The following is a 22,728-nucleotide window of genomic DNA, read 5'->3' as shown; positions in this document are numbered from 1 at the left end:
GAGTATAAATTGATTTTTTGCTTAGAATCTCTCTTTATTTCTGTGTAATTTTATTCAATATATCCATTACATTATCTACTATATAAGTTGGCTCTTCTTCTTTTAATTCTTCTAGAGATCCATATCCATAGGTTACTCCTATAGAATCCATGTTGTTTTGTCTTGCCCCTATCATGTCATATTTTCTGTCTCCTATCATTACAGCTTCATTAGGGTTAATCTTATACTTTTCTACTACATGCTTTATTACTTCGCCTTTTGTACATCTTGTCCCATTCATATTGCTGCCAACAATGGCATCAAAATAGGGGGTTAGATTAAAGTTATTTAATATTATATTTGAAAATTTAGTAGGCTTTGATGTCGCTATAATTAATTTTAATTTCAGCTCTTTCAATTGCTTTAGTAAATCTTCAATATAGTCATACACTTTGTTTTCCATTATTCCTTTTTTCTCAAAATATTCTCTGTAATACTGCACTGCCTCAAGAGACTTATTTTCATCAAAACCATAATATTCACTAAATGAATATTTTAATGGTGGTCCTATAAATTTTTCAAGCAAATCAAGACTTTCCACTATAATACCAAATTTCTTCAATGCATACTGTACTGATTTAGTTATTCCTTCCTTAGACTCTGTAATTGTTCCATCCAAATCAAATAATATATATTTATATTTCATTTTATACTCCCCCCAAATGCTATATAAGTTAAATTATATCAGTTTGGGGAGTTCATCATCAAGGGTTTGCAAAAAAACCTTAATCTTCTGTCTATCTTTCTGTGTACCACAAAAGTTTACACTAAAAGTGAATTCATCATCAAAGGTAGTAAGTGCAACTTGAAAATAAGGATTATATTTAATAGATCCATTCATATAAGCATCTTTAATCCCAGCTCCATAAAATGAAAGCTTCTTTTTATCTATAATTCCAATATTGGTCATAGCTATAGGAGGATTGTGGAATGACTTGAATATAAGTGATTTTGCAAATTTATAAGGTAATAGAGAAAATATAATTTCAAGCATCATTGGACCATTAAGACATGAAAAACTTTTCTTTTCATGTTCCATGGATTTTTTTACCTTCAAAAGAGTTTCTTTATAATTTCCACCTATATCTTTTCCTATATCACATACCATATTTGATGTTAAGTTACATATTCCTTGTGCCTTCTTTTCTGGAATGTATCTCCTAAGATCCACAGGACAAGGAAGAGCTATATGGCTGCAATGTAATTTCTTGTAAAGAGCCCTTATATATGATGCAATAACAATATCATTTATAGTTGTTTTACTTTCCTTAGCATATTTTTTTATAAATTTAACTCTATCTTTGGTAATCTTATGAATAACAACAAAAGGACTATTATTATCCCCTTCTAAAGGGAAATAGACGCCCCCATTGTATTTGGATACCTGTGATGAAGAGAAAAATATTTTAGCCTTATCCAGATTACTAAAATTATCCAGTACCTGTTTTGCACTTCTAGAACTCATCTGAAAACTAGGGGTATAGCCCGGGTTATCTTTTAGGTTGGAATATATAGAGCTTAACATGTAAAGATAATCCTTAAAACCTGCAGCATCACAGAGCATATGATTAATTATTATACAAAGACAATCACAAGTACTACTTCTTATAATATTTACCCTAAGCTGCGGTCCTTTAAATGTATCTGTTTTTAGTACAATACATTTTTCTATCTCCTCATAAATCTTTTCAGTTTCAATTATTCTTACAATATCATCTGTTGTAAATTCACAACTTTGCCAATAAGGTGAGGATTTCTTTTCTACAAACTTACAGGTTAATAACGGAAATTCCCAAGTTGACATATGTACTGCCTTTTTTAAACAATTTTCATCAATATGGCTATCCAATTCAATTACACAATGAAGTTGATGATCATTGAACTTTTCAAACATAAATTGCATTATATCAAAAGTTTCAGCTTTATACCTTTTAACATCATTCATTAACATATCTCTCACTCCTATTAATATCTCGTGTAGCATATGCTAAACATATTGATTTTTATAGCTTTACACATAGACTACATATAAACAATGTACTTTATATTTTTTCATATAATTTACCTCTGAGAATTTCTAATTGTTCTTTTAACTTCTTGTTTTCTTCTTGTAATTCATTAATCTTTTTACCTTTAGCCATTATAATAATGTCTTTTGATTTATCAGTTTTATCATATTTAAGTTTTTGTTTTATAACTTTTTCTGTTTGTTTATCTCTAAGTTCCTCAATTCTTTGCTTAATTTCAGCATTATTATAAAGAAAAGTTTTAGATACACCACTTAGATTGCAAACACTATTGAAATTAATTTTTTCACCTTTCAAGGAAAGCTCTCGAATAGATTTGTCTACTTTTTCTAAAGTAGCTTCTGTTTTGTGTTTTGCATATTCTTTTAATCCTTTTGTACTTCCCATTCTAAGCTTCCTCCCTTGATTTACCGTTTTTATGAACGATTTTCTGTTCCTTAACTCTTAATAAAGTATCTTTTAACAGTTTTAAATATGTTTTATTTTTCTCAGCCCATAATTCTCTACCACATCTTTCACTAACCTCTATCTGCTTCTTAACATGGTCTATTTCTTCTTCATATTCTGGTATATTTTCAACAGTGGTGCAGAAACTTGCACAGGTTAAACAATGATTCATTTGTTGCTTACAAGGTAATTTAGAAGGTTTAAAGCATACACCAAAAGGTACTCTAACTGCATCCAGATTCTTCTTAACATACTCATATCTTATTAGGTTTTCTCCATCATCAGAGTTTAAATCTACTTGTTCAAGTTTGTTGGTTTCAGTATTAACTCTAAATAAGTCTAAGTCCTCAGTATTCTTCCATTTCTCGTAGAGTATATTTTCTGTTACAGTAGCATAATGAACTGTCATTTGGAGACTCTGATGACCTAAAATTTGTTGTATGATACTAATCCCCATACCTTGTTCTACATATTCCTTAGCTCTTGTATGCCTTAAAGAATGAAGTCTAAAATAATATAACTCACCATTAACATCCCTAATATCCTTTTGCTCAATAAGCCTTTTTATAGCGTTTAGTAAAGATGTCTTATTTAATGGCTTTCCTTTTAATTTACCTTCATAGGTATTAAACAAATATTTCTTAGGATTATTTTCTTCTGTACTAAGTTCTTTAGATTTATTAATAGATTTTTGAACCATTTCAGCAACCTTATCCCTAATTGGAATTTTAAGTTGTGCTATACCTGTTTTAGTTATTTCACCACAAAGATAATAATTGTATTTGTCTTCTTTACTATTCCAAATCTGTTCTAAACAATTATCATATCTAAGATTTAGTATATCCGTACCTCGCCACCCAGTTTCTCTAAGAAGAATATAGATAGGTATATACTGTGGTCTATCTAATTCCATAATATTGTTATCTAATTGCTTTAATATAGGCTCTGGAATAAATTTAACTCTTCTCATTTCGTCTCGTACAAATTCTCTTCTCGGAATATCATCTTGAAATATTAAAAATGACACTTCTTTTTTAGGTGCTTTATCATATTGAGCTATTTGAATATATTCTAAAAATGTTCTTATAAAACTTACATACTTTGAATTTTCTGTTCTATTTTTACCTTTTCTGTCATTGCCTATATAGTATAAATACTTTTCTATGTCATTTCTATTTAAATTTTCAATAAACCCATCACTATAACTATTAGAATAAAAATAGTTAAAAAAGTAATTTAAATATTTTAAAGTATTATTACATGATGACCAATTCTTTTTAGTTATAATAGTTTTAAAATACCTTTTAACTTCATCACGATAGTATTGTGGTATAGCTGTGAAGTTAATAGATAGATACGTTCCATGGCTTGCTCCACTTGCAGGAATTTTAGCACCTTTAATATTCTTTGAATACCATATATCTTTTTCGGTTTCTTCTCTATTATCGTAAAAATCTTTAACAAAGTCTAAAACACAATCAAAAAAGTTATAGTATCTTGTATTAGACTTTCCACCATTTATACCGTTAGTTCTTAAAAAAACTTTCCACTTTATCTTAGACTTCTCTAAGTCAAATTCTAAAAAGGACTTGTATTTATCCGTAAATAATGCTAACTTTTGAATACTCGGATTTAAAGGTGCTATTGTAGATTTCTTTATATATTTATTTTTTAAGTTATATACAATATAAAACTTAACTTCGTTCTTTAATTGCTCATAGTTAACGTTACTAAAGTCTAAATACTTAAAAATATAGCTATGCTTTTTTCCTATAAAAAATTCTTTAGTTAAATCCCATTTATCATTATCTAACCAATAACTATTATCTTGTTTCAAATATTTAATTATTTCTTCATACTTATTTAATTGGCCAGTTCTAATTTTTTGTAAATTGTTATTCATTGATCTTCTCCCCCATTATATATATCCAAATCTAAATTAGGTTTAGTCTTTTCAAATGCTTTCGTTATATCTTCTTTTGAGGGATGAATATATGTATTTAAAGTAGTATAAATATTCTTATGGCCAGCCCTAATTCTAAGCAGCTCTGGTTGCCATCCTGCCATTCTGAGTGTAGTTAATGAACTATGTCTAAACATATGTGGTGTAACATATATTCTTGTTTTCTTTTTAAGGGTTCTAAACAAGTTATCTATATTTACATAGTCCATAGCTTTGTTTTTGTTTTTTCCACTAATTTTTATAAAGATATGATTGGTTTCAACTTCTTCAGTATGATATTCAGCTATATATTCCATAAACATATCGGCCAAATTCTGAGATATATCTATTCTACGAGGACTTGAAACTGTCTTAATCTCTGCATTATTTTCAAGTTGGCCACGATCTTTGAGATCAATTACCATATCACTTATATCAATATCTTCAATCCATAATGATAAGGCTTCGCCTATTCGTAATCCTGTCTCATATAAGAGTGATAATAAAAATTTATCTCTAAAGTTATTGCAAGCATTTATAAGTATAGTTATTTCTTCTTTAGTTAAAGTTTTAGGTTTAGATTTTGGAACTTTAAGTTTTAATATATTACTTGTAACTTTCTTTTGTTTATAGTCTATGCCAAATAAAAATCCTTTGAAGTTTCTACTTGGAGTAGAAACAAATTTTTTAAGTCTATCTGAAATATTATTGCTATACTCTTCATACCTTAAAACATAGTCATAAAACATCAAAACAGTATTTACTACAATATTTATGGTTCTTGGACTCCTTGCTGAATCAACCTTATTAGTTGGTATTACTTTTAAACTCTTATAAGGATTTTGCAACCAATTCACAAACAACGCCAAATCATCTATAGTAACAGCTTGAAAATCCAATTTTCTTTGCTCTAAATATTCAAAGTATAATTTTAAATGCTGGCAATACATCCTTAACGTATTTCTTGCATAATTAGTATTATCCTTAAACCTTATAAATTTCAATATTGACTCTATAGGTAATCCATTATCATCTGCAACAAAGTATCTCTCTTTATTATCTTCTGTCTTTACCTTCACTACTTCCATACTGTTATATATCCTCCTATGATTTACTTATTTCAATCATAGTTTCTACTATACTCACTTTAATTATTCTAACTATTTTTATAGTAATTTAAGTTATATTCTTATATAAAAGTAGTACATGAAATACTATAAACACTATTTGTTCTGATAGGTAAAACTTTGATGTTATCTCCACCTTTTCCCCCAGTTAACACCGTACTTGAGACTTTCGAACTCATACGGCGCCCCAACAATTTATTACTTTCTAATTAAAAATAACTGAATTTCCTACTAACTTTCTTAAAGAATTGACACGATTTAACCCTTTTTCATCAAGGGACAATAAACCTAGATATTTGTTTATAGTATCTTGTTTAGTACTATGAATAAGCTTGTGGGCTTCTCCACATATCCAAACAAGATTTTTATATTCATTTGTTCCACCATCACATTTTTGTTTTTTATGATGACATTCCATGTTATCTATTTCCAAGTCTAACCCTGTAATATAACATTTACCCTGTTGTCCAGCAATCAAAGATATTCTATTATCGTCAAATTCAGCAGTTTTATTTCCATTTGTTGTTCTTAGTAGGTGGTTAATTAAGTGTTTATAGCCTCTAAGATTTTTATGGATTTTTTCTCTGCCAAGTTTTGTATAATTACAGATATCTTGACTAAAACTCATAGGTGGTTTTGTTTTACAACCATAGATTGGAAATATCGTAACATCATGAATCGTTCTGATTTTTCCATTGTAGTTTCCATATAACCGTTCATAGGTTTTCGAAAACTTAGGTTTATCTGATATATAACTCCTTAAACGTATTTCCAAGGTTTTTATAACTAAGAAATTTATTTCTCTAAAGTCTAATGATACATTTGTAGCACTATTATAATAATTGTGACTTCCTAATATCATTGAATTCAATTTATTTACTTCTATACCATTGCAATGCTTTTGGATTTTCTTAATTTGCTTCTTTAGCTTGTCAACAGTATTCTTTTTAGCTTTATCACACATTCTACTTTGACATACATATTTACCTCTCTTGGGTTTTAGTGTTAGTTTAAATCCTAAGAACTCTGTGTAATTCTTTCTTAAGTTGGTTATCTTAGATTTATCAGGACTTATATCTAAATCCAATCTCTCTTTTAACCATATTTTTGTAGCATTATAGATTTTCTGTGCAGTTTTATAGTCTCTACAAAAAATTTTAAAATCATCTGCATATCTTACTAAGAATATTTCCTTGAGATTTGTTTTCTTTAATGCTTTATCTTTGTTATTTTGTGTGTAACTATGTTTTGTTTCAAAAGTTTCCCATTGTGAACTAATCCACCAATCCAGTTCATTAAGAACTATATTTGATAACAATGGACTAATTATGCCACCTTGTGGTGTACCCTTTGTTGGTATTCCTATTCCTTGTATTTCTGATTTTAGTATTTTTCCAATTATGCTAAGCAAGTTTTTATCTTGAATTCCTAAATTCCACATTTGTTTTTTTAATTTACTATGATTGACGTTATCGAAGAAACCTTTGATGTCTATATCTACTACGTAGTGTAGTTTATTTATATTCATTAGATACATGCTTCTTGCTATTGCATGGCTTGTTGACCGATTAGGTCTAAAACCATAACTATGTTTATGGAATTTGGCTTCACATATAGGCTCTAACACTTGTTTAATACATTGTTGGATAATTCTATCTTCGATACATGGTATTCCTAGTGGTCTAGTTTTACCATTTGGTTTAGGAATTTCCACACGTCTTATACTTTTTGGTATATAGTCTGCTAGTTTATTTCGGATACGTGTAACAAATTTGTCTGTTTTCATATCCTTGAAGTAGCTTATATCAAGATTGTCAGTTCCAAATGTTGTTGAACCTTTGTTTTTCTTGATATTTCTATATGCCAGTAAGATATTATTCTTAGAGGTTATATACTGCATTAGGTCTGTAAACTTTTTATTGTTACAAGATTGATTATACAGATTGTCAAATGTGCCTTGAATTGTGTAATATTCATTATTTCTTAGTAACTGTCTTTTCTCTAATTTTAAGCTTTCCTCCAAGTCTGTTTTCTCCTTTAACGGATTTAACATCTCTTAGTCTTACTCGAACCTTGGTTTTATTCAGTATTTAATTTTCATATAACAAATTGTCTAGTGGCTATTACTAATCTATCATTACGATAGTTATCTTTGCTTCATGCCACCACCATCACTTAGATTAAGATAAGTTATAGATATACTCTTTTCCTTACCACTACTTCATAGGTAGTAAAACCTCCATATTCTAAGCTTTCCTTGTTCCGTTATTATTATCTTTACATATATCCTTAGGTTGTTGGTATAAGCCTGTAAGTTTGATAATGCCTATAACACTATATGGATTTTCATAGTAACTAATTTTACTCATCCACACTTACCACACATATGTGTTATATCCATTTCTAGATATTTGTAGTTTAGACCTGTACATTCCCAACTTTGTCAGTTGCTAAGCAACATCCTAACCATAGATATTTTATAGACACCCGTCCTATCACCACTCGACTACCTCTAGTTCGCATTTCGTGTAGGGATTATTTCATCTACTTACAGTGGCTCTCAGTCGTCTTCACCGAGCTTTCAACCTCTTAATATTTACTTATTAAGACGCTAATCGGAGTATTAGTGGAAACCCTTCAAGGCGTTACTCTATCATTTGATTTCTCGTAATAACAGTTCTAATTTCTGAATTTAATCAGCTAATTAGTCTAAGCTTTTTACTTAGAAACAAGTCGCACAATTATCTACACTATATTTCTATTAAAATATACGCAAAAATTTCAGGTTTAATGTTAAACATCAAACCTGCTTCTGTCAATTACTATTTAAAATTAATTTAATAGGATTTTCCCTATTTAAAAAATGATCTTACATTGGGGAAAATGAAGAATTATAAACTGGACACCTGCCATACCCATTGAAAAAACAGATAATAATATTACTAAAATAATGGCACCTGCATCATATTTCATCTTTTCTTCATTATTTATTATATAACCTGCAATAATTTCAATACCTAAAAGTACTAGAATAATAGGCCACAATGACACTATTAGATAATAATTCATATTTGGAAGCATCCTATTTAGCAAAAACATTGTTCCAAACATAACGAGCACTATGCCTGCCGTAAGGGTGCCAACTCTACGACCTTTAAACATCTTTATCCATCTCCCTCTTTTTACCTTTGATCAATTTTATACCTGCAGCAATTATTGCAATGCCTATGATTATTCTAGGTGCAGTTCTCGTTACATCAGAAAGCATCTCATATATCTCATTTGGAATATGCCCCCATAAAGTATTCATTACATTATCCCATATTAAATACAATCCAAGGAATAAGCATACTATACCTACAAATAATCTTTGTTTTGTAAATACTTTTTGATCAATTTTCAATAGCTTATCAAGTGAAAACAAATAATTATCTTCTAGATTTAAAAATTCTTCATCTGAAGAATAGCGTTTGTTTATACAATCAAAAAAGGAATAAAACCAAATAAGAGGTAACACAAACAAGAGAGGACCTATGTTAAGCCAGCCAGCTATAAATATTACAAAAAAGAAAGCTGACATAAAAGATATTCCCATCTTCATAAATCCCATATACATATGTCCTGCACCAGGTAAAAGTGAAAAAATAAATGTTGAAATCTTACCTTTTTTCATTCTCATTACTAAAACCCTCCATATTAATTATCTTCTGAGAAAAATTACTTATATTTGTATTTATTGAGTTTACGATACTTAAATTTGGCGGTGCAATACCCGCTACTTTTTTTGAATTTACTATAAAATTTAATGTATTTGAAAAAACAATTACGAGTGCCATACAAGCTGCAATTGAAACCCTAACTGAGTAAAAAATGAATTCATTGCTTTTCCTTTTTTTTATTTTATTCTCTACCTCATCACAAAATCCAGAAGGAGCTTTTACAAGTTCAGTATCATCAAAACCATCAGCAAGATAGGCACTACACTTTTCACATTCAGAAACATGATCTAAAATCATGATACTCTCCTCACTATTTAAGGAACCATCCTTAAGGCATCTTATGGATTTTTCAGTTAAATGTCCATTTTCATCAAACAGAACTTCACTCACATAAACTCCTCCTTCCATAAAACCTTTAATAATTTTTTTGATCTATACAAATGCGTCTGCAGAGTTTTTAGTTTTTGCCCCGTAGATTCAGCCATATGGGAAAGTTTAATATCTTTACAAAAATAATTTATGGCTACAGTCCTGTAAGGCTCCTTTAATTTATTGCACAAGTCATGTATCTTCCGTGAAGTATCATTTTCTATTACAGTATCTTCTATACAACTTTTCTTGTCTTCCAGACATTCATATTCTTCATCAGTTAAACTATTTATTTTTCGTGCAGGACTTTTCATATAATCTTTACACTTGTTTACAGCAATTTTAGTAAGCCAGGCTTTAAAATTTTCTCCTTGAAATTTCTCATAATCTTTATAAGCAGCCAGAAAAGTTTGTTGTGCCAAATCCTCTGCATCAAAATAATTTTTTGTAAAAGATAAACATATAGTAATGATTAAACGTTCATATTGTTTTATATAATTTGCAAATTCATCTCTTTGAATAATCATCACCGCCCTTTTTATCCTTACACTTACTATAACGATTCAGAAACAAAAAACACTTCATTAAATTTAAAAATTTTTTAAATGTGCTTTCAATTTTGTCAGCATATTTCTATTTATAAGTTCAAATTTTATTTAGAGTAATCATATGAGGATAATTATCGGATAAATCTCTAACTTAAAAATCAACTTATACGCAAGCATATTTTTACAACAATGAAGCTCTTTTAAATATTTTGTATATAAGTCTTAGGAAAAAATTCTTAAAAAATCTAGAACTTTTGAATTGTTTGAGGTACGAGTTTTGAAAAGTTCTCAGTATTTTTTTAAATTTTTTTCTTAGCCTTATCAAAATATTTAAGGAGCTGAAGGTTGTAAAAAATATCCAGAGCATAAGTTGATTTTTCGTTTAGAAACTCTATAGGATTAAAGTTTAAGTGCAATTTCACTTAATTTTTCTGACATAGTAGTTATCTCTTCTATACTTGCTGTAATTTCTTCAGTCGCAGCAGCCTGTTCCTGACTTGAAGCTAGAGATCCCTTACTTTTCTTGCTAGATCCATCTACTTTTTCTTCAATATTATCCGTTAATTTCTTAATCTTAGGCACTGTACTCTTAGCTTGTTCAGAAAGTTTTCTTATTTGATTTGCCACTACACCAAAACCACTGCCAGCTTGTCCTGCTCTAGCAGCTTCAATAGCAGCATTTAGTCCTAACATCTTTGTTTCATTTGCAATATCCTCTATAAAAGAAGATATCTTATTTATTTCTTCTGATAATTCTGTTATCTGACTTATATCATTATTAAGTTCCTGTTCATTGGTATGTATTTGTGATGCTGATGCTGCCAATTCTTCAATAGCAGAAGATATCCCTGTTATACTTTCCGTAAGATTGCCTGACATATTACGTAACTCTGCTTCAGTCTCCTTTGGCATAGCTATAACAAAACTACCAACAACCTCATTTGAATCTTCATCAATTAGTGGATAACCTAACATCATAACAGGAGTACCATACTTTACAGCATCTATTTTTTCAACTTTGGCTTTTCCTGTGCTTATCACTTTTTTACTGATAAAATCTGATTCAAATTCATCTCTTATTTTTATAGAATTAATATCAAATTGTTTTGAAGATTGCACATATACAAATTTTTCAAGATCAGTTAAGCATAAAAAAACACCTTCTGAAAACATTTCAGCTAATATAGGTGCAAAATTTTCAAAAGCTTTTGCTACAGGATGTAATCTTGGAAAAGCCATAGAAAAAACACCAACAGCCTCATCATGTTCGTCCACTATAGGAATTGAAGTTATTGAAAGTCTCATTCCATAAGCGGAACGAGGAACTTTCTGAGACAATACTCTTTTTTCTCGAATTGCAGTAAGAGATGTACTATTACTATCAAATTTTTTACCAACATGAAATACATCTATACTAGATAAATCTGAAGATTGTACCCATTTCATGGTATCACCTTCTATAATCCCGTACACAACTCCACCAGATACTAAATTTGCTTGAACTTTAGCAAATTCTTTTACACTGTCTATTTGATTTACCTTGATCATATCCTCACTATTCCCTTCCATTCTATATTAAACATTTTAATTAAACTGTGGTACTATAAAATATAATTTACATTATTAGTACATAATAAATATTTTGTCATATTATTGTGAAATTAAATGAATTTTTTTATTATTAGTAACAAATTTTATCTACAATTTTACATAAAATTACATTATAAGTAAATAAATGTTACTCTTTATGGTACTTTTATGTAACTATTTTAATAAAAACTGGATTTAAGACTATATTATGTTATAATAAATTAAACAAAATATTTATTATGTCTTATTTTTAATTTAAAAATATTCATGGGGAATTAAGATTATAAAAAATAGAATAAAAGTTTTATTTGAAATTACTCACATGTAATTACTCTCCTTTTTTATCTTTCTTATGATCAGTAATTTCCTCAGAAAACTCTGTAAGTAAATCAACTATTTGCTTTTTTACACTTAACTTATTATTCTCATTTATAGCTTTCCTAGTTCTTTTATAGACTTCTACACCTAAATATATAAATAAGTATACAGCTATAATTATAATTCCAGCTATAAGACCTGAGGTTTGCCCTGAAATAAAGGGCATACTTGCAATAATAACAACAAGACTTATTAAACTAATCAATGAACCATAGGGATATCCTTTTCTCTTTAACTCTTGTAAGTTTTTTTTGCGAAAACGAATATGGGAAGCTACAATAATTGCATAGGTAAAGAGTAATGCAAAACCTCCTGAACTTACTAAAAACAAATAAACCTTTGGAAATAAAAGTCCAATTATAAGCCCTAAAAGCATGGAGAATCCTGAAAACATTATTCCTCTATAAGGCACATCCTTTTTATCCCTCAATAATGCAGGTGCATAACCTCCATCTGCAAGAGAGCGAACCATCCTTCCAAGTCCAAACATAGCTGCTAACATTGTAGAAAGTATAGCAGTAATCATTATTATGTTCATAACATTACCTGCCCAACCCATTCCCCAATTATTAAGGGCTGCTACCATAGGACTCACATTTTCACTAATGGCAGCTGTAGGAATTAAAAATATAATTACAGCTGCAGAAACTATATAAAGGCCAACAAGGCTTAAAACAGTATATCTAATGGCTTTCGGAATTACCTTTTTAGGATCTTCAGTCTCTGAAGCAGCTAAACCAATTATCTCAAAACCAGCATAGGCAAACATAATTGTAAGCATACTTCCTGCAATGCTTTTTATTCCCCCAGCAAAAAAAGGCTCTCTTCCTAATTGACCTAATTTAACTTGTGAGACTCCACCTATTAACCCTGTAATTAGAAGTATGCCAATAATAACAAAACATAGTATGGCAGCTATCTTAAAAGAAGCAAGAGCACTCTCTAGCTTGCTCAATTTACTTGCACCCAACAAGTTGAGCAATGTAATACAAATAATAATAATACTTCCTATTAAAGATATGGATACTTTAGGAAACCACCTGCGAATTAAAATCGATATTGCTGCTGCTTCACTGGACATAGCTAGAACCATTCCTGTCCAATAAACCCATCCCACCATAAATTCAGTTCCACGTCCAAAAGCTTTACCTGCATAGGTAGCAAAGGATCCTGGAGCTGGGCTAGATACAGTCATCTCAGAAAGTGCAGAAAGAATAAAATATACTAAAATTCCTCCCAGTATGTAAGCAATAATAATAGAAGGACCTGATGCATGAATAGCCACAGCAGAACCTAGGAAAAATGAACCACCAATTACAGTTCCTAAAGCCATCATTGTAAGCTGACCTACTGAAAGTCCTTTATGATTACTTTTCATTAATATACCACCTCAAGCCTATATAATCTTAAGGATAGTATTTGTTAAATTTGAAAAAACATTCAATACTATTACCACCTTAATTTTTTAAGTTAACCCTATATTTTTCTAATTTTTATAAACTAAATATAGTGATTTATTTTCATTATTACGGAGTTTTCTTAATTTTGTTTACTGTTTTAAATTAACAGGTTATTATTAAATTAAAAGAAAAAGCATTTACAATTTATAAATTTAAAAATAAAGGTGGGGAATATTTATGGATTTTAGAATTGAAAGTGATTCCATCGGTTCAAAGGAAGTACCTACAGAGGCTTATTATGGAGTTCAAACATTGAGAGCAGCTGAAAATTTTAATATAACAGGATATAAATTAAATACAGAGCTTGTAAAAAGCCTTGTTCAAATAAAAAAGGCAGCAGCTATAGCTAATTATAAAGCAGGTCTTTTAAATGAAAACATTGAAAAAGCAATAATTGAGGCTAGTGATAAAATACTCGGAGGTAATTTGCAAGATCAATTCATACTAGACCCTATTCAAGGTGGAGCTGGTACCTCTGCAAACATGAATGCAAATGAAGTAATTGCAAATGAAGCTATCCAGCTTTTAGGTGGTAAAAAGGGAGACTACTCAATTGTACATCCTAATGATCACGTTAATATGGGACAATCTACAAATGATGTCTTCCCAACTGCAGGAAAAATAACTGCTTTAAAACTTCTTTTAAAAGCTATAGAACAACTAAAGAAATTAGATATGAAATTGGAAATAAAAGCAAAAGAATTCAATAATATTATAAAAATGGGAAGAACTCAGCTTCAAGATGCAGTTCCCATTAGATTAGGACAAGAATTTAAGGCTTATAGTTCCGTTATAAAACGAGACATTTCAAGACTTGAAGCCGCAAAAAAAGAATTAGAAGTATTAAATTTAGGTGGTACTGCAATAGGTACTGGAATAAACGCAGATAATAGATATATGAATACAGTCGTACCTATACTCAGTGATATTATTGGTGTACAATTAGAACAAGCTGATGATTTGATAGATGCCACACAAAATTTGGATGGTTTTGTGTCAGTATCTGGCGCCATAAAAACCTGTGCCGTTAACTTATCCAAAATGGCAAATGATTTAAGACTTATGTCATCAGGTCCAAGAACAGGTTTAGAAGAAATAAATCTTCCACCAAAACAAAACGGATCTTCCATAATGCCAGGAAAAGTTAATCCTGTAATTCCAGAAGTAATGACTCAAGTAGCCTTTAATATTATAGGAAATGATGTTACAATAACAATGGCTGCTGAAGCTGGTCAACTGGAATTAAATGCATTTGAACCAGTTATATTCTTTAACTTATTTGAATCCATAGAAACTCTTACTAACGGTGTAAAAACTTTTACAGAAAATTGTATTTCAGGTATAACAGCAAATACAAATAGATGTAAGAAGTTAGTGGATAATAGTGTTGGCATAGTTACTGCCATTACACCTTATGTTGGATATGAAAAGGCTGCCTCAATTGCAAAAAGTGCTATAAAAACAGGAAAGCCAGTAAAAGAGATCATACTTCAAAATGGTATTTTAAAAGAATCTGAATTAGATCGTATACTAGATCCTATAAGTATGACTGAACCTAGGGAATTAAAAAAATATGAATTTGCTTAATATAGGTTTAGAAAGCCTATAACGTAATATAATTTCCAGTAACCTGTTTTTCATTTATTATTTTGGTTGCTGGAAATATTTTTTATCACACAAGGAGGTTTACATATGAACAATTTAAAAGAAGAAGCATTAAAGTTTCATAAAGAACATGAAGGTAAAATAGAACTTAAAAGTAAAGTAGCTGTTAAAACAAGAGAGGATCTGGGTTTAGCATATACTCCAGGTGTTGCTGAACCATGTCTTGAAATCAACAAAAACTATAATGCCCTATACGATTATACTTCTAAGGGAAATTATGTAGCAGTAGTAACTAACGGCAGTGCAGTTTTGGGACTTGGAAATATAGGTGCTGCAGCTGGCTTGCCTGTAATGGAAGGTAAATCTATTCTATTTAAGACTTTTGCAGGAGTAGACGCTTTTCCTATTTGTGTTGACAGCAAAGATCCTGACAAGATTGTAGAAACAGTAAAATTAATAGAATCCACATTTGGAGGAATAAACCTAGAAGATATAAAAGCCCCTGAATGCTTTGAAATAGAAGATAAATTAAAAAAGGTCTGCAATATACCAGTTTTTCATGACGACCAACACGGAACAGCAGTAGTAACTTTAGCTGCTATGATAAACGCGCTTAAAATAGTAAACAAAAAATTTGAAGACTTAAAAGTAATAATAAATGGTGCAGGAGCTGCAGGTACAGCAATCGCAAAGCTGCTTGTAAGTAGAGGAGTTAAAAACATTATTGTATGCGATAGAAAAGGTGCTATATCAAAAGATAGAGAAAATTTAAGTGCTGCAAAAAAAGACCTGGCAGAAATTACAAATCCTAGCATGGTAAAAGGTGCGCTTAAAGATGTACTAAAAGAAGCTGATGTATTTATAGGTGTATCTGCTCCTGGAGTAATTACTCCTGAAATGATAAAAACAATGGATAAAGATCCCCTCATTTTTGCTATGGCCAATCCTAAACCTGAAATCTACCCTGATGAAGCAAAAGCTGCAGGTGCCAGAGTAGTTGGTACAGGAAGATCGGATTTTCCAAATCAAATAAATAATGTTCTTGCATTCCCTGGAATATTTAGAGGAGCACTTGATGTAAGAGCATCAAAAATAAACGAAGAAATGAAAATAGCTGCTGCATGTGCTATAGCAGATATAATAACTGAAAAAGAACTTAATGAAGATTATGTTATACCAGATGCTTTCGACTCAAGAATAGCACCAAAGGTAGCTTACTATGTAGCAAAAGCTGCCATAGAAAGTGGAGTTGCAAGAAGAACTGACATCACTCCTGAAATGGTAGAAGAACATACTAAAAAGCTTGTACAAGCATAATAAACACAAAAATTTAAAGTCTGGTTTTCTTCCAGACTTTAAAAATATTATCTATACAATTCCTTTATGTTCAATAATAGTAGAAAGAATAATAAGAGTTTGTGTATTACCATACTGCTGAATTTTACCTACTAATGTTTCTAACTCGGACGTCTCTTTGACTATTACTTTAACAGTCATGGAAAAACCTCCTGTAACATGATAACACTTAACTATACACTTACTTTTTCTTACAAAATCAATAAATTCTTTTCGTTTACCTGCTTTTAATGTAATATTTATAAGAGCTTCTATATTCATTCCCATCTTCTGGGGATTAATAACAGCCCTATATCCCATAATAACATCTGCTTCTTCAAGCTTTCTTATGCGTTCTGCAACTGCAGGAGGAGTTAGACAAACTATTTGCGACAATTTTTTTATTGAAATCCTACCATTTTTCTGCAGGCACTTTACAATTTGACGATCAATCATGTCCATTTTCTATTCCTCCATAATGTAAAAAATGAGACGAAAACAATTTTCTTCTGAATATCTCTTATAGGTAAATTTAATCAAAATGTAAACATTTATATGTAAATTTATTCCATTAAAATGCTACCATTTATCCAATTGTAGTACATTTTTATTATAGTTTAAATATACTATATGTCAATAAATTATCCTCAATAACTTTTAAAATAAACTTTTTCATCCTCCCAATTAATTTTTTTAATTTAATATTTAATTTACCAACTAAAAAAACAAAATAATCTATATTCAACTTTTGAAATAGCTCAACTTTCGCATATATAAAATTTTTTTAGTTAATAGTTAAGAATAAAGAATTAATAGTTAATGTGGATTTTTTTCCGTTACACTACAAAAAATCTTTAATTAAATTTTTGGATGTTCGTTTTGCTAAAGCAAAACATTACTAAGCACTGATTTATATAAATTTAAAGATTTTTTGCAATAGCTAAAAATCATCCTTCACTATTAATTTTTCATTATTAATTCTTAACTTGCGAAGCTTTGCTTCGCAATTTTTTTAAACTATGAAAGTTGAGTAAATAATATTCCAATTATGAAAACAACATACAGTAAAGCATTAAGAGATAGCCTCCAAGCTGATAAATGGCTTTTTCTTAAAGTTATCCATAAAAATAAAATTGCTATAAAAGTTATAAAAGCTGAAAGAGCCAGACTTTTATCAAACATCCATGGAGTAAAAATAATTCCAAGTGCACTTGGCACAGTAGCTTGAATCATCATAGATCCACTGATGTTTGCAAGTGCTAAATTTTCCTTTCCCTGTCTTACCCATATAACTGCATTTAGTGTCTCCGGGAGTTCTGTTGCCACAGGACTGAGTATCAATGCTATTATATGCGGTGGTACTCCAAGGAAGCTGCTTAGTGAGCCTAAATTGTGTACGAATATCTGAGAACCTGCAAAAATAAATACTAGAGATACTATGGTTTGACCTAAAATCATAATTTTTGTAGGATGTGTATTTTTAGGACTAATCTTTAAAGGTTCAAGTTTTTCTTCACTTTCTTCCTCATCTGCCTTTAATTCGCCATAAGAATAAAGTACATAAACGGCCAGAAATAAGAATCCCAACCAGTGCTTTATGGAAAAAGCTGCAAATCCCAATGCCACTTTAAATGCAAAAATACACATAAACCAAATTTGGTCTCTTCCTAACTTTCTTGCGTTAATTTTAATATGCTTTCCTATTTTTCTCTTACTACTAAACATAATTATGCTTATTCCAACCACTGCATAAGCAATGGTACTCAGTACAAGAGGGCCTCCCAAGGCTGAACCAACTCCGATGTCCTTTTGGCTTGAGTTTGCCCCAAATACTACTGCAATTAAAGTCACAATACTTTCAGGTAACGCAGTACCAAAGGCTGCAAGTACAGTTCCTACTGCATTTTTGGATATATTAAAGGCCTTGCCCACCCATTCAATACTATTAACAAAAAATTCGCAGCTAAAATAAATTAAAAGAGCTGACAAAACCATGATAATGCCAGATAAAATCATTTTAAACGCCTCCTCTTAAAGTAAAAAATAAAAAAAGACTCCTGGTGTATTAAATTAAATACACCAAAAGTCTCGTTACACATAATTGTGGATAATGCCAGGTTTTTTAAACCAATATGTTGACATTATCTTTCAAACTACTCCCTCTTGACAATATATCAATTTATCCGATGGCTACCAGCCGTAATCCCCCCATCGCGCACAGCAAAAGAGACTATCACCAAATTAAATATTTGGGATATCTGCTTTTCTTATAAAGTTTGGGATAACGGCTGCTACGCCCCTGGATAACGATTTCCCCTAAAGGATAACGCCTTCTAAGTGCTAAAGCACTAAGAATCCTGTTAATAAGTTTCAGATGGAGAAAAAACTCCACCTGAAACCAAGAACTCTGTTTATTATATTCTACTTACATAACTTTATATTGTCAATTAAAATCTCAACATTTCATTAAAAACTCTTATGGCAAAGTTATCCGTCATACCAGACGTATAATCTATGATAGCCTGGATATAATCACGATAATTCTTTAAATCATAAATTTTTTCATTATCTCTCCATCTTCCTTTAAATTGAATACAATATTTTTTTAGCCATCCAGAAAATCCCTCATGCAGCGAAGGATATATCCTTTTAAAGTCTTTAATTTTGTCTAATGTCTTTTCACCATCATAATAACCCATTAAAGTATTTAATATGGTATCTAAAACTAATTTTACATAATTTTTAAAATTATTAAGCCTTTCATGATTATAAATATTTTCATAATTAAATTCCTTTACAAGATCAATAAAATTCAAATATTTGCTTGACAATACAATACCATTATCTGGACTACTATTTTGACATAAATCTACAATAAAATTGTGCATGAGCACCGTATTGTTTATTTCTCTTATACTGTGTATACCAACAGTATCTTTTGTTATTTTATATAGTTCTTTTAATTGACTTCTCTTTAATATTCCAAGTTTAAAAGCATCTTCTATGTCCCGACCCAGATAGGATATTTTATCTGCTATTTTAACAACACAACCTTCCCAGGTATAAGAAGATATTTGTAATGTTTTTTGTATATCGTTTAAATCTACAACCTGATCTCTTGGAAAAATTGCCTCTGCCCTTACCTCTCCACAGTGACATACAATTCCATCCCTTACAGCATAGGTTAAATCAAGGTTGCTTTGTTTTCCCGCAGGGTTTGGCAAAGTTTCTATTTTATCTACAAACCTTAAACTATTTTTTTCGTGCCAGAATTCATTGCCTAAATGTGCTTTAGAAAAGTCTCCTAATATTTTTTCACCTTCATGTCCAAAAGGGGTATGTCCTAAATCATGTCCAATGGCAATTGCTGTAGTAAGCTGTGTATTTAAACCCAAATAGTTGGCGATAGTATAGCTCACAGCAGAAACATGGTTTACATGTTCTATTCTTGTGCATATATGGTCATTATCTGTTGCAAAAAATACTTGAGTTTTATGTTTTAGTCTCCTGTATGAAGTAGAATGCAATATTCTATTATAGTCTCTTGAAAATTCGCTTCGGAGCTCATGGTTTCTTTTATACAATTTGTTTTCTCTAGAAATGCTTTGTTTCCATTTTTTATTATTCTCTGTAGTAGCAACATCTAAAAATTTTTTTCTCTCCATTTTTCGACCTTCCTTTTTGCAACTTGTATGGTGTAAATATTATACCATAATTTAAAATATGCAATGAATGAATTTCATTAAGTCCCCTATACATTATAAGCACATAATAGTATGATAAGTGTTGTTAATATAAAAGTATACGAGGTAAAAAAAATTATGGATAAACTAAAGTTTAAAGATTTCGCATTAAGTGAAGATATATTAGAATCAATAGAAAAATTAGGATATAAAAATCCGTCCCAGGTTCAAGAAAAAGTAATACCACTTATTTTTAAAAATAAAGATATTATAGTAAAGTCACAAACTGGCAGTGGAAAAACAGCAGCTTTCGCCATACCAATCTGTGAAAAAATAGAACTTGAAGAAAAAAATCCTCAGGTATTAGTACTTGCTCCTACAAGAGAGCTTGCACTACAAATAAAAGAAGATTTTTACGATATAGGAAGATTTAAGAGAATAAATTGTACTGCAATCTTTGGAAAAGAGCCTATAACAACTCAGATAAAAGAACTTAAACAAAGAACCCATGTAGTAGTTGGGACACCAGGAAGAACACTAGATCATATAGAAAAAGGTACTCTTTCCCTAAAAAAAATACAATATTTGATCATAGATGAAGCAGATGAAATGCTAAATATGGGGTTTATAGATCAGGTCAAAGCTGTCCTAGATAAGCTGCCTAAAAATAGAGTAACTCTCCTTTTTTCTGCAACCATTCCCCAAGAAATACTTAAATTATGTGCTGCATATATGAATAATCCTATTAATATAGAAATAGAAGCCGAAAATCCTGTAATAAATAGAATCAATCAAATATATTATCAGATAGAGGCATATAAAAAATTCGATTTGTTAAATAAGCTAGTATATACTCAAAGGCCAGAAAGTTGTATGATATTTTGCAGAACAAAGAAGAATGTAGAAGACCTTGTGCTTCAAATGAAAGGTAAAGGTTATTCCTGCAGTGCCCTTCACGGAGGAATGCTTCAATCTGAAAGAATTGATGTCATGAAAAGATTTAAGCGAGGAGAATTTATTTTTCTTGTATGCACGGATGTTGCAGCCCGTGGAATAGATGTAGAAAATATAACCCATATCATAAACTATGATATTCCTATGGAAAAAGAAAGTTATATTCATAGAATAGGAAGAACAGGCCGTGCAGGAAAAAGTGGAACTGCCATAACTTTCGTTACACCTAAAGAATATAGATTTCTAGAAGAAATAGAAAACTCCTTCAATCTTACTATTGAAAAAGGTGACGTTCCATCAAAAGAGGAAGTGGAAAAAGGCAAGGATATATATAGAGAAAAGTTAAAAGCTGCTCCTAAGATAAAAAAAGATAAATCCAATAAACTAAATAAAGACATTACAAAAATATATATAAGTGCAGGTAAAAAGAAAAAAATAAGGCCAGGGGATATTGCTGGGACTATATCCAGCATTGATGGTATTAACCCTGAAGACGTTGGCATAATAGAAATTCAGGATAACTTTTCTTACGTGGATATACTATCTGGGAAAGGCCGCACAGTTCTCGATGGACTTAAACACAAAACCATCAAGGGGAAATCTGTAAGAGTAGAAATAGCTCAAAAATGATGCTAAACCTATAGGTTTTCTAAGCAAAAAATCAACTTATACTCCGAATATTTATACAACGACAAGTACGATTAAATATTTCTACGTATAAGTTGATTTTTAAGTTAGAATACTTATATGCGTAAAGCTAAACTAGATTAAATTCAACATTTACACGATTTTGTAAATTCTTATTAGGTTCTCTTATAGGCTTTATTGCTATTAATTCAACAATCATTTCCCTTACAACATTTCTAAATTTATTTACTTCCTCTAAAACCTTATAAGGTTCAACACCTTCATATTTATTTTTATCAACTGTTAAAATAAGTCTTTTTACTTTCCAATCCCCTCTATAACCATAGTCAGCTCTCCAATAAAACGGTTGTCCAAAATATCCAAAAGAATTTAAAAAATATTGTCTAACATGAGTAGGATCTTCAAAAGCTTCATCACTAGATCCATAAGGGCACCTAAAAATAGCTTTAGCATTTGGCTTTGCTATTCTATGAAGTTCCTGCATCATAGACAGTGGATTCTTTATATGTTCAATTAAGTGACTTGCATAAAACTCTTCAAAATAGTCATCCTCAAATGGAAGCTTAACATTAGCACATTCGTCTAAGTTTGCAGCTACATCCACACCTGGAAGCTTTATAAGATCTAAGTTTATCCATCCTTCAAGTATAGTTCTTCCGCAACCAAGATGAAGTTTCCTATACCCTTTATCTTTATAGCAATTTTCTTTTTCATTATTATATTTCGTTATAAACCACCTCCTAAACATTTACTGGAAAATATTCCTCCATACTTTTAATATATATTATTTATGACTACATAAAAGTGTGAAAAACATCCAATGAATTCATACTTTCCTTACTATAGTTATATTAAAT

General features: G+C 30.3%; 20 protein-coding genes. 3 read left to right on the top strand and 17 right to left on the bottom strand.

Annotation, left to right across the window (positions count from 1 at the left end; translation table 11 throughout):
• Positions 1 to 34: 34 nt before the first annotated feature.
• The 13 genes from B5S50_RS13085 to B5S50_RS13030 form a co-directional block, all read right to left on the bottom strand.
• On the bottom strand, positions 35 to 685 hold the full coding sequence (locus tag B5S50_RS13085; protein WP_217302031.1) for an HAD-IA family hydrolase: 651 nt from the start codon (positions 683 to 685) through the stop codon (positions 35 to 37).
• A 33-nt stretch (positions 686 to 718) separates the two neighbouring features.
• The gene (locus B5S50_RS13080; protein WP_217302030.1) at positions 719 to 1,990 is read right to left on the bottom strand and encodes a WS/DGAT domain-containing protein; all 1,272 of its coding nucleotides are present in this window, start codon (positions 1,988 to 1,990) and stop codon (positions 719 to 721) included.
• A 91-nt stretch (positions 1,991 to 2,081) separates the two neighbouring features.
• Positions 2,082 to 2,453: a DUF6262 family protein gene (locus B5S50_RS13075; RefSeq protein WP_065078866.1), complete on the bottom strand. Its 372-nt coding sequence runs from the start codon at positions 2,451 to 2,453 to the stop codon at positions 2,082 to 2,084.
• A gap of 1 nt (position 2,454) precedes the next feature.
• Positions 2,455 to 4,416, bottom strand: coding sequence for a tyrosine-type recombinase/integrase (locus tag B5S50_RS13070; RefSeq protein ID WP_122057631.1), 1,962 nt, complete (start codon positions 4,414 to 4,416; stop codon positions 2,455 to 2,457).
• Positions 4,413 to 5,543 (bottom strand): tyrosine-type recombinase/integrase, encoded by a 1,131-nt coding sequence (locus B5S50_RS13065; protein WP_065078868.1) that lies wholly within the window; start codon positions 5,541 to 5,543, stop codon positions 4,413 to 4,415. The genes B5S50_RS13070 and B5S50_RS13065 overlap by 4 nt, the downstream gene beginning before the upstream one ends.
• Before the next feature lie 244 nt (positions 5,544 to 5,787).
• On the bottom strand, positions 5,788 to 7,605 hold the full coding sequence (gene ltrA / locus B5S50_RS13060; RefSeq protein WP_254306596.1) for a group II intron reverse transcriptase/maturase: 1,818 nt from the start codon (positions 7,603 to 7,605) through the stop codon (positions 5,788 to 5,790).
• Between the two features lie 223 nt (positions 7,606 to 7,828).
• Complete coding sequence (locus B5S50_RS21835; protein WP_302180668.1) at positions 7,829 to 7,951, bottom strand: hypothetical protein; 123 nt, start codon at positions 7,949 to 7,951, stop codon at positions 7,829 to 7,831.
• A 487-nt stretch (positions 7,952 to 8,438) separates the two neighbouring features.
• On the bottom strand, positions 8,439 to 8,744 hold the full coding sequence (locus B5S50_RS13055) for a DUF5668 domain-containing protein (protein WP_217302028.1): 306 nt from the start codon (positions 8,742 to 8,744) through the stop codon (positions 8,439 to 8,441).
• Positions 8,737 to 9,261: a hypothetical protein gene (locus B5S50_RS13050; protein ID WP_217302027.1), complete on the bottom strand. Its 525-nt coding sequence runs from the start codon at positions 9,259 to 9,261 to the stop codon at positions 8,737 to 8,739. Before B5S50_RS13050 ends, B5S50_RS13055 begins: the two co-directional genes overlap by 8 nt.
• Positions 9,242 to 9,691: a hypothetical protein gene (locus tag B5S50_RS13045; RefSeq protein WP_217302026.1), complete on the bottom strand. Its 450-nt coding sequence runs from the start codon at positions 9,689 to 9,691 to the stop codon at positions 9,242 to 9,244. The genes B5S50_RS13050 and B5S50_RS13045 overlap by 20 nt, the downstream gene beginning before the upstream one ends.
• A complete protein-coding gene (locus tag B5S50_RS13040) occupies positions 9,688 to 10,200 on the bottom strand; it encodes an RNA polymerase sigma factor (RefSeq protein WP_207644818.1) in 513 nt (170 codons plus the stop codon). The genes B5S50_RS13045 and B5S50_RS13040 overlap by 4 nt, the downstream gene beginning before the upstream one ends.
• Positions 10,201 to 10,617: 417 nt before the next feature.
• Positions 10,618 to 11,766, bottom strand: a complete 1,149-nt coding sequence (locus tag B5S50_RS13035) for a methyl-accepting chemotaxis protein (protein ID WP_065078872.1) — start codon at positions 11,764 to 11,766, stop codon at positions 10,618 to 10,620.
• A gap of 370 nt (positions 11,767 to 12,136) precedes the next feature.
• Positions 12,137 to 13,564: an amino acid permease gene (locus B5S50_RS13030; RefSeq protein ID WP_217302025.1), complete on the bottom strand. Its 1,428-nt coding sequence runs from the start codon at positions 13,562 to 13,564 to the stop codon at positions 12,137 to 12,139.
• Between the two features lie 259 nt (positions 13,565 to 13,823).
• Here B5S50_RS13030 and B5S50_RS13025 point away from each other — a divergent pair, with 259 nt between their 5' ends.
• Positions 13,824 to 15,233 (top strand): aspartate ammonia-lyase, encoded by a 1,410-nt coding sequence (locus B5S50_RS13025; protein WP_065078874.1) that lies wholly within the window; start codon positions 13,824 to 13,826, stop codon positions 15,231 to 15,233.
• 105 nt (positions 15,234 to 15,338) lie between these two features.
• Positions 15,339 to 16,568 carry an NADP-dependent malic enzyme gene (locus B5S50_RS13020; RefSeq protein WP_065078875.1) on the top strand — a complete coding sequence of 410 codons (1,230 nt, stop codon included), beginning with the start codon at positions 15,339 to 15,341 and terminating at the stop codon, positions 16,566 to 16,568.
• Positions 16,569 to 16,619: 51 nt separating this feature from the next.
• Here B5S50_RS13020 and B5S50_RS13015 read toward each other — a convergent pair whose 3' ends face one another.
• From B5S50_RS13015 to B5S50_RS13005, 3 genes are all read right to left on the bottom strand, one after another.
• Positions 16,620 to 17,048: an Lrp/AsnC family transcriptional regulator gene (locus tag B5S50_RS13015; protein WP_217302024.1), complete on the bottom strand. Its 429-nt coding sequence runs from the start codon at positions 17,046 to 17,048 to the stop codon at positions 16,620 to 16,622.
• Between the two features lie 555 nt (positions 17,049 to 17,603).
• A complete protein-coding gene (locus B5S50_RS13010) occupies positions 17,604 to 18,602 on the bottom strand; it encodes a sodium:calcium antiporter (protein WP_065078877.1) in 999 nt (332 codons plus the stop codon).
• Positions 18,603 to 19,033: 431 nt separating this feature from the next.
• Positions 19,034 to 20,251, bottom strand: coding sequence for a deoxyguanosinetriphosphate triphosphohydrolase family protein (locus B5S50_RS13005; protein WP_065078878.1), 1,218 nt, complete (start codon positions 20,249 to 20,251; stop codon positions 19,034 to 19,036).
• A 156-nt stretch (positions 20,252 to 20,407) separates the two neighbouring features.
• Between B5S50_RS13005 and B5S50_RS13000 the strand changes: the two genes are divergently transcribed.
• Positions 20,408 to 21,853, top strand: coding sequence for a DEAD/DEAH box helicase (locus tag B5S50_RS13000; RefSeq protein ID WP_217302023.1), 1,446 nt, complete (start codon positions 20,408 to 20,410; stop codon positions 21,851 to 21,853).
• 127 nt (positions 21,854 to 21,980) lie between these two features.
• Here the strand turns inward: B5S50_RS13000 and B5S50_RS12995 are convergent, their stop codons facing one another.
• On the bottom strand, positions 21,981 to 22,619 hold the full coding sequence (locus B5S50_RS12995) for a methyltransferase domain-containing protein (RefSeq protein WP_242872147.1): 639 nt from the start codon (positions 22,617 to 22,619) through the stop codon (positions 21,981 to 21,983).
• Between the last annotated feature and the right edge of the window lie 109 nt (positions 22,620 to 22,728).

Origin of the sequence: Clostridium sp. 001 (genome assembly GCF_019056555.1) — a bacterium.
Lineage (GTDB): Bacteria > Bacillota > Clostridia > Clostridiales > Clostridiaceae > Clostridium_B > Clostridium_B ragsdalei.
Note: the sequence above shows the minus strand (reverse complement) of the source record. Positions and strands in the feature narration are given on the sequence as shown.